Here is a 14,483-nt window from a genome sequence, read left to right as displayed (position 1 = left end):
AGCGTGCAACCTATACAACCGCGCCCCACAAAAAAGCCGAGGATTGCCCTCGGCTGTTCTGCACATCAGCCAGCTGATGCGCATCCATTGGGACACGCAGCGCGAGCCACCGGCGGAAACTAGTGCCCGCCCAAGTAAGCCTTGCGCACCTCCTCGTTGCCCAGCAGCTCCTCACCAGTGCCGCTCAGGCGGATTTCGCCGTTGACCATCACATAGCCGCGATTGGACAGACGTAACGCATGGTTGGCGTTCTGCTCGACCAGAAAGATGGTCATGCCGCTCTGCGCCAGTTCGCGCAGGGTCTGGAAGATCTGCTTCACCACAATCGGCGCCAGGCCCAGACTCGGCTCGTCCAACAGCAGTAGTTTGGGCCGGCTCATCAAGGCGCGGGCGATGGCGAGCATTTGCTGCTCGCCTCCGGACATGGTCATGGCCCGCTGATTACGCCGCTCCTTGAGTCGCGGGAACAGCTCGAACATGCTCTGCATGTCCTCGTCGGCGTGCTTGTCGCCAATCGGGATGGTGCCCATCATCAGGTTTTCCTCGACGCTCATGTCGGGGAACACCCGGCGCCCTTCCGGGGCCTGCGCCACACCGTTGGAGGCCACATAGTGCGAGGACTTATGGGTGATGTCGGTGCCACGGTAGACAATCTGTCCCGCCGAGGCCCGCGGCTGGCCGAAGATCGACATCAGCAGGGTGGACTTGCCCGCACCATTGGCGCCGATCAGGCTGACCGTCTCACCCTCTTGGATATGCAGCGAGACCTGTTTCAACGCCTGGATCGGCCCGTAGAACACATCCAGCGCTTTCAGTTCGAGAAGTGGCTCGCTCATACCAGCTCCTCCTCTTCCGCGCCCAGATAAGCGGCAATCACCTTAGGATCGTTACGGATCGCCTCCGGCCCTCCTTGCGCAATCACCAGGCCATGGTCGAGCACCACGATATGGTCGGAAATACTCATGACCATCCCCATGTCGTGTTCGATCAACAGCACCGTCAAATCGTGCTCGTCGCGCAACAGGCGAATGATCCGACTGAGCGCCTCGGTTTCCTGTGGATTGAGACCGGCGGCCGGTTCATCCAAGCAGATGATCTGCGGCCGTGTACACATGGCCCGGGCGATCTCCAGACGGCGTTGCTGACCGTAGGACAGCTCGCCCGCCAAGCGGTTGGCGCTGTCGACCAGGTCGACCACTTCCAACCAGTAGAAGGCATGATCCAGCGCCCGGCTTTCGGCCTTGCGGAAAGCGCGAGTATTGAACACGCCCGCGAGCATGTTGCGGTTGATCCACATGTGCTGCGCCACCAGCAGGTTCTCCACTACCGACATTTCCCGAAACAGGCGGATGTTCTGAAAGGTCCGCGCCAGACCTGCGCGATTGACCAGATGGGTGCCGCCGAACATCTTGTAGTAGAGCCGACTGAACAGCGTCGGTGGGGAAATGAAGTCGCCCAGTTCGAAGGGTTCCCCGAGCACCTTGACCACGTCGGTGCTCTTGCCGCGAGCATTCAGTTTGATCGTGCCACCGGTGGCCCTGTAGAAACCGGTCAGGCAGTTGAATACCGTGGTCTTGCCAGCACCGTTGGGGCCGATCAGCGCAGAGATGGAGTTACGTTTGATGTTCAGGCTGACATCGCTGAGGGCCTTGATTCCGCCGAAATGCATGGCCAGGCGGTCGACCGAGAGGACAATTTCTTCGCTCATGGCGCAACTCCCTTACGCGGCACGACACCGCTGCGGCTCACCCGGATCAGCCCGCGCGGGCGCCAGATCATCATCAGCACCATCAGAATGCCGAACAGCAGCACCCGGTACTCGGCGAAGCTGCGTAACAGCTCCGGGGCGACGGTCAGCATGAAGGCCGCCAACACCACGCCGACGGTCGAGCCCATGCCACCGAGCACGACGATGGCGAGGATCAGCGCCGACTCGAAGAAGGTGAAGGACGCCGGATTGACGAAGCCCTGGTAGCTGGCGAAAAACACCCCGGCCAATCCGGCCGTGGACGCCCCGATCATAAAGGCCGAAAGCTTCACCAGCACATGGTTCAAGCCCATGGCGCGGCAGGCGATCTCGTCTTCGCGCAAGGCCTCCCAGGCGCGGCCCACCGGCATACGGGTCAGCCGGTGCTTGATATGGAGCACCAGCATCACCACCAGAAACAGCACCAGGTAGATGAAGATGAATTTCATACTGGGGTTGTAGCTGAAGCCGAAGAACTCATGGAACGGCACGCCGCCGTCCTTGGCCCGGCGGGTGAACTCCAGGCCCATGAAGCTCGGTGAAGGCACCGACATGCCGTTCGGCCCGCCGGTAAACTCCAGCCAGTTATTGAGAATCAGGCGGATGATCTCGCCGAAGCCCAGGGTCACGATGGCCAGGTAATCGCCGTGCATGCGCAGCACCGGAAAGCCCAACAGTGCTCCGGCCATCGCCGCAGCCAGCGCGGCCAATGGCAGCACCGTCCAGAAGCCCAGACCGAGGTACTCATAGCCGAGCGCCAGGCCATAGGCGCCGATGGCGTAAAAGGCCACGTAGCCCAGGTCGAGCAGGCCGGCCAGGCCAACCACGATGTTCAGGCCGAGGCCCAGCAGCACGTAGATCAGGCCGAGAATCACCACGGTCAGCAGGTACTTGCTGGCGAAGATCGGGAAAATCATCGCGATCACGATCAGCAACGGGATGATCCAGCGCAGCCGGCTCTTATAGTCCGGCGCCAGCACGTGTACGCCCGAGTCGCTGCTCTCGAAGCTGGCGAGCATCGCCAGCCCTTTGGCCGTCTGCAGAAACAGACTCAAGGCGAAGCGACCGAGCATCACCACGCCGATGATCAAGGCGACGCGCTCGACCTCCAGGTTGTACTGATAGCCGTCGAGCACCACGCCGACGATGGGGCCGAACACGATCAAGGCGATCAAGCCGGCGAGCACGGCATCCACCAGGCTCTTCTTAATATCCATAGGATTGTTTGCAATGGCTGAGGACATGGTTACACCTTCGCCACGTGAGGACGGCCCAGCAGACCTTGGGGCCGAAAGATCAGGATCAGCACCAGCAAGGAGAAGCTGAACACGTCCTTGTAGTCGGTGTTGACCATGCTCGAGAACTGCGACTCGGCCACGCCCAGAATCAGCCCGCCGAGCATGGCGCCAGGCAAGGAACCGATGCCGCCCAGCACCGCAGCGGTAAAGGCCTTGATGCCGATGATAAAGCCAGCATAAAAATCGAAGGTGCCGTAGTTCATGGTGATCAGCACACCGGCCAACGCGGCCATGGCGGCGCCGATGACGAAGACATAGGAGATCACCCGGTCGGTGTTGATGCCGAGGATCGAGGCCATCTTGCGGTCCTGCTGGGTGGCGCGACACATGCGCCCGAGCTTGGTGTACTGGATCACATAGGTCAGCAGCGCCATGCCGACAAAGGCGGCGATCAGGATGAACACCTTGGTGTAGGTGAGTTGCACGAAGCCCTCACCGATGTGCAGTTTGAACGCCCCCTCGAGCAGAGTCGGCACGCCTTGCTGGCGAGCGCCCTGACTGATCTGCACGTAATTCTGCAGCACCAGCGACATGCCGATGGCACTGATCAGCGGCGCCAGCCGTGTCGAGTTGCGCAGCGGTTTGTAGGCCACCCGCTCGATCACCCAACCGTACACCCCGGTAATTGCGATGGTGAACAGCAATGTGCCGAGAATCAGCAGCGGAAAGGATTCAAGACCGAAAGAAGCCAGAATGGCCAGGGTAATGGCCGACAGGTAGGCGGAGATCATGTACACCTCGCCATGCGCGAAGTTGATCATGCCGATGATGCCGTAGACCATGGTGTAACCGATGGCGATCAGGCCATAGACCGCCCCGAGGGTCAGCCCGTTAATCGTTTGCTGCAGGAAAATACCGTCCATTGACTCAGTCTCGTCTGCTGAGACAAGCGGCCTGGGGTTCGGCCGGCCTGCTCAAGTGAAATCAGACGGGGACTGCTGAACGACCACGGCACGCAATGCAGCAGCGAGCGGGAATGACAACTCAGCAGTTCCCGGAAGGCAGCAACCGTTCAGGCACGGGTAGCACCTGAACGGTTAGCCGAGCTAGTACTTACTGCTGGTGGTATTTGCCCTGGTCATCCCATTCGTAGACGACGTAGTCGGAGACTTTCAGGTCGCCCTTGGAGTCCCACTCCTTCTTGCCCATCACGGTTTGCACCGGGTGGGATTTCAGCCAGGCGCTGGCCTTGGCGCTATCGTTCTCGCCGGCCCCATTGAAGGCGGCCGCCAGGGCTTGCACAGAGGCGTAGGAGTACAGGGTATAGCCTTCAGGTTCGAAGCCGTTGGCGCGGAACTTCTCGATCACCGCCTTGCCATCAGGGATCAAGCGTGGGTCGGCGCCAAAGGTCATCAGTACGCCCTTGGTGTACTGCGGACCACCGGCGGTGGTGACCAGCTCATCGGTGACGATGCCATCGCCGGAGAGGAAGGTCGCCGTCAGCCCCTGCTCACGCATCTGCCGCACCAGCGGACCCGCTTCGGCATGCAGACCACCGAAGTACACCACCTCGGCGCCAGCGGCGCGCAGCTTGGTGACCAGGGCGTTGAAGTCTTTCTCGCCGCGGGTCAGGCCCTCGTAGAGCACCTCGGTGACGCCGCGCTTGTGCAGTTGCGCCTTGGTCGCATCCGCCAGGCCCTGGCCGTAGGTATCCTTGTCATGGATGATCGCAACCTTGCTCGCCTTCAAGGTATCGACAATGTAATTGCCGGCGACGATGCCCTGCTGATCGTCGCGCCCGCACATACGGAACATGCCGGACAGACCGCGCTCGGTCACCGCAGGATTGGTCGAACCGGGCGTGATGGCGATGATGCCTGCCTCGTCGTAGACCTCGGAAGCCGGAATAGTCGAGGACGAACAGAAGTGCCCGACGACACCCTGAGCCCCATCCTGATCGACCAGGCGGTTGGCCACGGCGACGGCCTGCTTGGGTTCGCAGGCGTCATCGGCCTTGATCAGCTTGATCTTCTCGCCATTGACGCCGCCCGCCGCATTGATGTCTTCCGCCGCCTGGGTCGCCCCGCGCCAATACTGCTCGCCGAACGTGGCGTTGGCTCCGGTATGCGGACCGGCCACCCCGATGACCAGATCGGCCTGAGCCAGTGAAGATAGACCCAGTGCGCCGGTCACGGCGAGCGCCAGAAAACCCTTTCTGAAAACCTTCTGCGACATAGTTTTATTGCTCCGATGCTATGAGTGAGTACTGCTACTTTCGGCTTGGATAAGCAAGCGGCGTGCCGTTGGTTGTTATAGTTGCAGTTCGCCTGAAAGCGGTATTTCTCCTCTATTTTTTTGTAGTTATTACGGTAAAGCAGTCGTTTGATTGATTATTACGCAACGTCATGGAGCACTTGGAACTGGCTAAGCGCAGCGCCATGGCACAGCTGTACTAACAATAGACAGCCCTTGCCGATTTGCCATCGCAACTGTGTAAATGGCTATAACGCCAAGTTCAGTTGCGCATATGAGTGCTATACCCCTGCACCTCATGCCCGAGTCAGTCATTCAGATCACCACGCGTAGACACTGCCCCGCGTGGTACAGCGAAAAGGCTGTTTCATACAGACAGCTGCGCAGCCCCGCAGCACCGACCTTAGCCATGGGCTGCATCGGCATGGGCAACGCCTGCGGGTCGCCCTGACACAGGTAATCGGCGAAGGCCTTGCCAACCACCGTACCAGTGGTGACCCCACGGCCGTTATAACCGGTCACCGCGAGCAACCCGGGCGCGGGCTCGAACAGGCGCATCAAATGATCCGGGGTGAAGGCGATACAGCCGGTCCAGGTGCTCTGCCAATCCACCGTGCCCAGTTCGGGGAAGTAATGCCGCTGGATACGATCGGCCCAGGCCCGCAAGAACCAGACCGGCTTGTGTGTGCCACTACCCAGGCTGCCGAGCAGCAGGCGTCCGTCGGCGTCCCGGCGAATACTGCTGAGCACCTGCCGCGTATCCCAGGCGCCCTGGCCGCCCGGCAGGATGCGCGCGGCGGCATCGCCAGTCAGCGGCGCAGAAGCCACTTGGTAGTAGAAACCGGGAAAGAAATTGCGCCGCAGTTCGGTCCACTCGCCTTCGGTGTAGGCATTCGAGGCCGTCACCACCTGCTCGGCCTTGACCGCGCCGTGCTCGGTGAGCACACACCAGGTCGAGCCCTGCCGCTCCAGACGACTAACCGGGGAATGATGGAACAACTTACCGCCCAGGCGCATGACCGCCGCGGCCAAGCCGCCGGTGTAGGCCATGGGGTTCAGCGTGCCGGCGCGCCGATCGAGCAAGGCCGCGGCAATCCGCTGGGTACCGGTCGCCTCGCGGCAGGCCGAGCCAGTCAGCATCTCGACTGGCGCGCCGCGGCGCTGCCATTGCTCGCAGCGGCTTTGCAGGTCGGCCAGACCGCGGCTGTTGTGCGCCATATGCAGGGTGCCTGCGCGGCGCAGCTGGCAATCGATGGCGTATTTATCGATCAGCGAGAACACCAGCGCCGGCGCGGCGCCCATGGTCGCCACCAATTTGCTACCGACCGTCTGACCCAGCTTGGATTCGACCTCATCCGGGGCGATCCACATGCCCGCGTTGACCAGGCCGACATTGCGCCCGGAGCCGCCATGCCCGGTTTCATGGGCCTCCAGTACGCAGACACTTTTACCCTGTTCGAGCAGGTGAAGCGCCGCGGAAAGCCCGGTGATGCCCGCCCCGATCACACAGACATCGACCTTCAGCTCACCGCTCAGGGCGCCGGCCGTTGGCCGCGCCGACGTCAGTTGTTCCCACAAACACTCTTGGCGCAGCGTCATTGCTCAATCCTTAACGGCGGCATAGGGGTCAATACGGTAGCGAGTCGACAGTGGATTTATCGAGGCAAGCCCCCCTGAATGGGCTGCGGATCCGCTTGCGATAAATTCACGCGGCTCAAGTAATAGCCGGGCGCGCGCAGCACAACAAGCAACCTTTATTCGCCACATCATTCCGTTTAGTCATGCAGTCGCGCGGCCAAGAAGCAGACTTCTGGGGCCGCGAACAGCTCGAGTGGCGTCGCCATGAACGACCACTAGACTCTGGAGAACGCTATCGCACCTATCGCAACAATCAACAGGTCCGTCGGCCATGCGAGCGATAGCCTGCCTGCTCAATCCCAAGGAAGAATCGACATGTCCTTTTCTAGCCTATTGCACAGCCTGCTGGCCGCCTATGCCTGTGGCGCTTGTGGCGCCTCCCCTGACGAGCACTTTGCCGGCTGAACGATTGGACTCAGGCGCCACAACCGCTACCCTGCAGGTCTTGCCGACACTCACGGATCGACCATGACCCTGCGTTCCATTTGCGTATTCTGTGGCGCCAGCCCCGGCGCCCAACCTATCTATCGACAAGCGGCGGAAAGTCTCGGCCGTCACCTGGCCGAACAAGGCCTGCGCTTGGTCTATGGCGGTGGCGCGGTTGGCTTGATGGGTGTGGTCGCCGATGCCGCCTTGGCCGCAGGCGGTGAAGTCATCGGCATCATCCCGCAGAGCCTGGAGCGCGCCGAGATCGGCCATCCGGGCCTGACTCGCCTGGAAGTGGTCGACGGCATGCACGCGCGCAAAGCCCGCATGGCCGAACTCAGCGACGCCTTTATCGCCCTGCCCGGCGGCCTCGGCACCCTGGAGGAGCTGTTCGAAGTGTGGACCTGGGGCCAGCTCGGCTACCACGGCAAGCCGCTCGGCCTGCTCGACGTCGACGGCTTCTACGCCAAGCTTGGTGAGTTTCTCGACCACCTGGTGGCCGAACGCTTCGTGCGCTCGCAGCACCGCGCCATGTTGCAACTCAGCGAATCGCCGGCCGAGCTGCTCAATGCGTTACGCCTTTGGCAACCTTGCGCCACGCCCAAGTGGGCGGATCGCCAGCCCGACTAACGCTGCGAGTCCCTTGCGCCTGCTGAGTCAGCTAGATGAGTGAGCGAGCGAGCGAGGCTGGCGATAGGTTCAGGACGCACCCGCCTGACATAATCGGCGCCGTAGGTTTTCCATCTCCCGATAAATAAGGAACGATTGGCATGGCCGGTAGCAGCCTGTTGACCCTGCTCGATGACATCGCCACGGTGCTGGACGACGTGGCGCTGATGACCAAAGTGGCGGCCAAGAAGACCACCGGCGTGCTCGGCGATGACCTGGCGCTGAATGCCCAGCAGGTCAGCGGAGTACGTGCCGAGCGCGAGCTGCCGGTGGTCTGGGCGGTGGCCAAGGGCTCGCTGAAAAACAAGTTGATTCTGGTCCCCGCCGCCCTACTGATCAGCGCCTTTGCACCCTGGGCGGTGACCCCCTTATTGATGCTGGGCGGCGCCTTTCTCTGTTACGAGGGTTTCGAGAAGCTGGCGCATAAATTCCTCCACGACCCAGCCGAGGTTCGGGCGTATCAGGCCGAGCTGTTGCAGGTCGCAGCCGATCCGCAGATGGACATGCTGGCCTTCGAGAACAGCAAAATCAGCGGGGCCATTCGCACCGACTTCATTCTCTCTGCCGAGATCATCGCCATCACCCTCGGCACCGTGGCGACCGCGCCGTTTACCCAGCAGGTGCTGGTACTCTGCAGCATCGCCCTGCTGATAACCGCGGGGGTTTACGGCCTGGTGGCCGGTATCGTCAAACTCGACGACGGCGGCTTGTACCTGAGCCAGCGCAGCGGCACCGGGCTGACGGCCCGCCTGCAACGCGCGCTGGGTCGCTGGATACTGTTGGCAGCGCCCTACTTGATGAAGGGCCTATCGGTCCTCGGTACGGCGGCGATGTTCATGGTCGGCGGCGGCATTCTCACCCATGGCATTGCCCCGGTTCATCATCTGATCGAGCACCTGGCGCACAGTGCCAGCGCCAGCAGCAGCGTGCTGGCCGCCCTACTACCAACCCTGCTCAATGCGCTGGTCGGCATCGCCGCCGGGGCGCTGACGTTGGCCGTGGTCAGTCTCGCCACGCGCACCTGGCGTGCACTCAGGGCCTAACAGCCGCTTGTCACCACGGCTGCAACCTACTGCAGTCAGCAGACGCAGCCTACGCAGGCGGCTGCGCATCCGTTACCATCGCGCCATCCTCGCAAAGAGATGCGGCATGTATATCTATCGATTGGTTCTGATCTTGGTGGTGGGGATCTACCTGTTTTCCCCGGCCATCATGGACTGGTGGATCGACCCCAATGGCGCGTGGTATCGGCCTTATCTGCTCTGGCTGATCCTGATCGTGGTGACCTTTATCCTGCAGAGCCAACGTGATGCCGATGAACTCTGAGTCGCAGCGGCGAAACCTGGTGACCGCCCTTACCCATATTCGCAGAGCCAACGCGATGCCGATGAACTCTGAGTCGCAGCGGCGAAACCTGGTGACCACCCTTACCCTTACTCGCAGAGCCAACGCGATGCCGATGAACTCTGAGTCGCGACGGCGAAACCTGGTGACCGCCCTTCCCCTTATTCGCAGAGCCAACGTGATGCCGATGAACTCTGATATGCAGCGGCGAAACTTGATGACCGCCCCTTGCCCTTATTCGCAGAGCCAACGCGATGCCGATGAACTCTGAGGCGCGGCGGCGAAACCCAGTGACCGCCCCTTGCCCTTATTCGCAGAGCCGATGTGATGCTGACGAGCTTTAGCCTAAGCCAGCTGATCCTGATCAGCGCCGCCTACCTGCTGGTTCTGTTCGGCGTGGCCTGGATCAGCGAGCACGGCCTGATCCCACGCTGGATCATCCGCCATCCACTGACCTACACCCTGTCGCTCGGCGTATACGCCAGCGCCTGGGCGTTCTACGGCACGGTCGGCCTGGCCTACCAATACGGTTATGGCTTTCTCGCCAGCTACCTCGGGGTGTCCGGGGCCTTCCTGCTGGCACCGGTGCTGCTCTACCCGATCCTGCGTATCACCCGCACCTATCAACTATCCTCACTGGCCGACCTGTTCGCCTTTCGCTTTCGCAGCACCTGGGCCGGTGCCCTGACCACCGTGTTCATGCTGATTGGCGTGCTGCCCTTGCTGGCCCTACAGATGCAGGCAGTGACCGACTCGATCGGCATCCTCACCCAGGAGCCGCTGAAGGAACGCGTCGCCCTGAGCTATTGCGGGCTGATCATCCTGTTCACCATTCTGTTCGGCGCCCGGCATATCGCCACGCGCGAGAAACACGAAGGCCTGGTGTTCGCCATCGCCTTCGAATCGGTGGTCAAGCTGGTCGCCCTCGGTGTCATCGGCCTGTACGCGCTGTATGGCGTATTCGACGGTCCTAAGGATCTGGAGCTGTGGCTGGTGCAAAACCAGGGTGTGCTGAGCAGTCTGCACACGCCATTGCAGGAAGGTCCCTGGCGCACGCTGCTGCTGGTGTTCTTCGCCTCGGCCATCGTCATGCCGCACATGTACCACATGACCTTTACCGAGAACCTCAATCCACGGGCCATGGTCAGCGCGAGCTGGGGGTTGCCGCTGTTCCTGCTGCTGATGAGCCTGGCGGTGCCGCTGATCCTCTGGGCCAGCCTGAAACTCGGGGCCACCACCAACCCCGAGTACTTCACCCTCGGCCTGGGCATCGCGGTCAACAGCCAGACCCTGGCGCTGATCGCCTATGTCGGCGGCCTCTCCGCCTCCAGCGGCTTGATCATCGTCACCACCCTGGCGCTGTCCGGCATGCTGCTCAACCACGTGGTATTGCCGCTGTACCAGCCGCCGGCCGAGGGCAATATCTATCGCTGGCTGAAGTGGACGCGGCGCGCGCTGATCTCCGTCACCATCATGGCCGGCTACGGCTTCTACCTATTACTCGGCGCCGAGCAGGATCTGGCCAATCTGGGCATCGTCGCCTTCGTCGCCACCCTGCAGTTTCTCCCCGGCGTGCTCTCGGTGCTGTATTGGCCGACCGCCAACCGTCGCGGCTTTATCGCCGGCCTGCTGATGGGCATCGGTGTCTGGGTGGTGGGCATGCTGCTGCCGATGCTGGGCAACCTGCAAGGCCTCTACCTGCCGTTTTTCGATGTGGTGTATGTGCTCGATGACAGCAGTTGGCACATGGCCGCGATCGCCTCGCTGGCGGCCAACGTGCTGGCGTTCACCCTGGTCTCGCTGTTTACCGAGGCCAGCGCCGAGGAAAAGAGCGCCGCCGAAGCTTGCGCCGTGGACAATGTCCGACGCCCGCAACGGCGCGAGCTGTTGGCGCTGTCGCCGCAGGAGTTCGCCACCCAGCTGGCCAAACCGTTGGGCGCCAAGACGGCGCAGCGCGAGGTCGAGCAGGCGTTGCGCGATCTGCATTTGCCGTTCGACGAGGGCCGTCCCTATGCCCTGCGCCGCTTGCGCGACCGCATCGAGGCCAACCTCTCCGGTTTGATGGGGCCGAGCGTCGCGCAGGACATCGTCGAAACCTTCCTGCCGTATAAATCCGGCAGCGAAAACTACGTCACCGAAGACATCCACTTCATCGAGAGCCGCCTGGAGGACTACCACTCGCGCCTCACCGGCCTGGCCGCCGAGCTCGACACCTTACGCCGCTACCATCGACAGACGCTGCAGGAGCTGCCGATGGGCGTCTGTTCGCTGGCCAAGGATCAGGAGATCCTGATGTGGAACAAGGCCATGGAAGAGCTCACCGAGGTGCCGGCGCAACGCGTGGTCGGTTCACGCCTGTCGACCCTGGGCGAACCCTGGCGCGATCTGCTGGAGCGTTTCATCGAACTGCCCGATCAGCACCTGCACAAACAGCAACTGGAGCTGGACGGCCAGATACGCTGGCTCAACCTGCACAAGGCGGCCATCGACGAGCCACTGACCCCGGGCAACAGCGGTCTGGTGCTGCTGGTCGAGGACCTCACCGAAACTCAGTACCTGGAAGACAAGTTGGTGCACTCCGAGCGCCTGGCCAGCATCGGTCGCCTGGCCGCCGGCGTGGCGCACGAGATCGGCAACCCGATCACCGGCATCGCCTGCCTGGCGCAAAACCTGCGCGAGGAGCGCGAAGACGACAGCGAGCTGACCGAAATCAGCGGACAGATTCTCGAACAGACCAAACGCGTATCACGCATCGTCCAGTCGCTGATGAGCTTCGCCCACTCTGGCGAGCATCAACAGGCCGACGAGCCGGTGTGCCTGGCCCAGGTGGCCCAGGATGCCATCGGCCTGCTAGCGCTCAACCGGCTCAGTGTCGAAGTGCACTTCTTCAACCTGTGCGACCCCGATCACTGGGCCGAAGGTGATTCGCAGCGGCTCGCCCAAGTGCTGATCAACCTGCTGTCCAATGCGCGCGACGCGTCGCCGCCAGGCGCGGCAATCCGGGTCAGGAGCGAGGCCTCCGAGCACACCGTCGACCTGATTGTCGAAGACGAAGGCAGCGGCATTCCCAAGGCCATCATCGAGCGCTTGTTCGAGCCGTTCTTCACCACCAAGGACCCCGGCAAAGGCACGGGACTTGGCCTCGCACTGGTCTATTCGATCGTGGAAGAGCATTATGGACAGATAACAATCGACAGCCCGGTAGACCCCGAGCAACAGCGCGGCACCCGAATACGGGTGACGTTACCGCGGCATGTCGAGGCGACGTCCGTAGCGACTTGAACCAGCGACCTGAGACCGCCAAGAGACCGTATTAATGCCTCATATTCTGATCGTCGAAGACGAAACCATTATCCGCTCCGCCCTTCGCCGCCTCCTGGAACGCAACCAATACCAAGTCAGCGAAGCCGGGTCGGTGCAGGAAGCGCAGGAGCGCTTCAGCATTCCCAGCTTCGACCTGATCGTCAGTGATCTGCGCCTGCCGGGTGCCCCCGGCACCGAACTGATCAAGCACAGCGAAGGCACGCCGGTGTTGATCATGACCAGCTACGCCAGCCTGCGCTCGGCGGTCGACTCGATGAAGATGGGCGCGGTCGACTACATCGCCAAACCCTTCGACCATGATGAAATGCTCAAGGCGGTGGCCCGCATCCTCAGCGACCGCCAGCAAGCCAAGCAGGCCCCGAGCGAACGCAGCAATGGCAACCGCACCAGCGAGAAGGCAGTCGATAACAGCAACGGCGAGATTGGCATCATCGGTTCCTGCCCAGCCATGCAGGAGCTGTACAGCAAGATTCGCAAGGTGGCGCCGACCGACTCCAACGTGCTGATTCAGGGTGAGTCCGGCACCGGCAAAGAACTGGTTGCCCGCGCCCTGCACAACCTGTCCAGACGCGCCAAGGCGCCATTGATTTCGGTGAACTGCGCGGCGATCCCGGAATCGCTGATCGAGTCCGAACTGTTCGGCCACGAGAAAGGCGCCTTCACTGGCGCCAGCGCCGGTCGCGCCGGCCTGGTCGAAGCCGCCGATGGCGGCACTCTATTCCTCGATGAGATCGGCGAATTGCCGCTGGAGGCCCAGGCCCGCTTGCTGCGCGTGCTGCAGGAAGGCGAAATCCGCCGGGTCGGTTCGGTGCAGTCGCAAAAAGTCGACGTGCGCCTGATCGCCGCCACTCACCGCGACCTCAAGGGCCTGGCCAAGATCGGCCAGTTCCGCGAAGACCTGTATTACCGCCTGCATGTGATTGCCCTCAAGCTACCGGCGCTGCGCGAGCGCGGCGCCGACGTCAGCGAAATCGCCCGCGCCTTTCTCCTGCGCCAGTGCATGCGTCAGGGCCGCGACGATCTGCACTTCGCCCCGGATGCCGAACAAGCGATACGCCATTACCCCTGGCCGGGTAACGTGCGCGAACTGGAGAACGCCATCGAGCGCGCGGTCATTCTCTGTGAGAGCACGGCCATCTCGGCCGAGTTGCTGGGCATCGACATCGAGTTGAGCGACCTGGAAGAGGAAGACGACTTCGTCGGCCTGCCCCACCAGGCGAGCAACAGCAGCCTTGAGCCCACCGAAGACCTGTCATTGGAGGATTACTTCCAGCACTTCGTCCTCGAACACCAGGACCACATGACCGAGACCGAACTGGCGCGCAAGCTCGGCATCAGTCGCAAGTGTCTGTGGGAGCGCCGCCAGCGCCTGGGCATCCCGCGACGCAAGTCCGGCGCAACTACCGGGTAAGCCGATCCGCGATGACAGATGGATGCCCGAGAGGTTCCCTGCGCTGTTACCGTTTCAACACTTAGTAACAAAAGCCGGGTCTTATGGTAACGAGAACCCGGCTTTTTTATAGCTGCCGATTACCACACAATCCACGCAAGCCCTTGTTTTAAAAGACTTCTAAAAAACTGGCACGGCATCTGCTTTATCTCTGGCACAACAACAATAACAAGCAACGCCACAGACAATAAAAACAAGACGTATCGACTCCAGCACAACAAAAACAACAGGGCGGAGGCGCAGCTAACTGATTCTTTTGGAGAGGAATTGCCTTTGGGGCTTGCCCCATAACCAGGCTGAGAACAATAAAACTGCTCGAAGGCAGTGCCTGTACTGGTTAGGTCGCCACGCGACCATGGTAGCGTCAGCATCCAAAGCAATCCGTTTGCTACTA

11 protein-coding genes are annotated in these 14,483 nt (G+C 61.8%); 5 read left to right on the top strand and 6 right to left on the bottom strand.

What is annotated here, in order from left to right; genetic code table 11:
* Positions 1 to 119 precede the first annotated feature (119 nt).
* From FBY03_RS05315 to FBY03_RS05290, 6 genes are all read right to left on the bottom strand, one after another.
* Positions 120 to 836 (bottom strand): ABC transporter ATP-binding protein, encoded by a 717-nt coding sequence (locus tag FBY03_RS05315; RefSeq protein ID WP_147171149.1) that lies wholly within the window; start codon positions 834 to 836, stop codon positions 120 to 122.
* Complete coding sequence (locus tag FBY03_RS05310; RefSeq protein ID WP_147171148.1) at positions 833 to 1,708, bottom strand: ATP-binding cassette domain-containing protein; 876 nt, start codon at positions 1,706 to 1,708, stop codon at positions 833 to 835. The genes FBY03_RS05315 and FBY03_RS05310 overlap by 4 nt, the downstream gene beginning before the upstream one ends.
* Complete coding sequence (gene livM / locus FBY03_RS05305; protein WP_371920753.1) at positions 1,705 to 2,964, bottom strand: high-affinity branched-chain amino acid ABC transporter permease LivM; 1,260 nt, start codon at positions 2,962 to 2,964, stop codon at positions 1,705 to 1,707. The genes FBY03_RS05310 and livM overlap by 4 nt, the downstream gene beginning before the upstream one ends.
* Positions 2,965 to 2,993: 29 nt before the next feature.
* Positions 2,994 to 3,908 (bottom strand): branched-chain amino acid ABC transporter permease, encoded by a 915-nt coding sequence (locus tag FBY03_RS05300; RefSeq protein ID WP_025164719.1) that lies wholly within the window; start codon positions 3,906 to 3,908, stop codon positions 2,994 to 2,996.
* 190 nt (positions 3,909 to 4,098) lie between these two features.
* Positions 4,099 to 5,220, bottom strand: coding sequence for a branched-chain amino acid ABC transporter substrate-binding protein (locus FBY03_RS05295; protein WP_147171146.1), 1,122 nt, complete (start codon positions 5,218 to 5,220; stop codon positions 4,099 to 4,101).
* Between the two features lie 333 nt (positions 5,221 to 5,553).
* Positions 5,554 to 6,837 (bottom strand): FAD-binding oxidoreductase, encoded by a 1,284-nt coding sequence (locus FBY03_RS05290; protein WP_147171145.1) that lies wholly within the window; start codon positions 6,835 to 6,837, stop codon positions 5,554 to 5,556.
* Between the two features lie 507 nt (positions 6,838 to 7,344).
* Here FBY03_RS05290 and FBY03_RS05285 point away from each other — a divergent pair.
* The 5 genes from FBY03_RS05285 (at position 7,345) to FBY03_RS05265 (ending at position 14,050) form a co-directional block, all read left to right on the top strand.
* Entirely contained in the window at positions 7,345 to 7,932 is a 588-nt protein-coding gene (locus FBY03_RS05285) for a TIGR00730 family Rossman fold protein (RefSeq protein WP_147171144.1), read from the top strand.
* A gap of 140 nt (positions 7,933 to 8,072) precedes the next feature.
* Complete coding sequence (locus FBY03_RS05280; protein ID WP_147171143.1) at positions 8,073 to 9,014, top strand: DUF808 domain-containing protein; 942 nt, start codon at positions 8,073 to 8,075, stop codon at positions 9,012 to 9,014.
* 106 nt (positions 9,015 to 9,120) lie between these two features.
* Positions 9,121 to 9,297: a hypothetical protein gene (locus FBY03_RS05275; protein WP_003244646.1), complete on the top strand. Its 177-nt coding sequence runs from the start codon at positions 9,121 to 9,123 to the stop codon at positions 9,295 to 9,297.
* A 345-nt stretch (positions 9,298 to 9,642) separates the two neighbouring features.
* The gene (locus FBY03_RS05270; RefSeq protein ID WP_147171142.1) at positions 9,643 to 12,597 is read left to right on the top strand and encodes a sensor histidine kinase; all 2,955 of its coding nucleotides are present in this window, start codon (positions 9,643 to 9,645) and stop codon (positions 12,595 to 12,597) included.
* Between the two features lie 34 nt (positions 12,598 to 12,631).
* The gene (locus tag FBY03_RS05265; RefSeq protein WP_147171141.1) at positions 12,632 to 14,050 is read left to right on the top strand and encodes a sigma-54 dependent transcriptional regulator; all 1,419 of its coding nucleotides are present in this window, start codon (positions 12,632 to 12,634) and stop codon (positions 14,048 to 14,050) included.
* Positions 14,051 to 14,483: the final 433 nt, after the last annotated feature.

It is taken from the genome of Pseudomonas sp. SJZ079 (assembly GCF_007993865.1).
Lineage (GTDB): Bacteria > Pseudomonadota > Gammaproteobacteria > Pseudomonadales > Pseudomonadaceae > Aquipseudomonas.
Note: the sequence above shows the minus strand (reverse complement) of the source record. Positions and strands in the feature narration are given on the sequence as shown.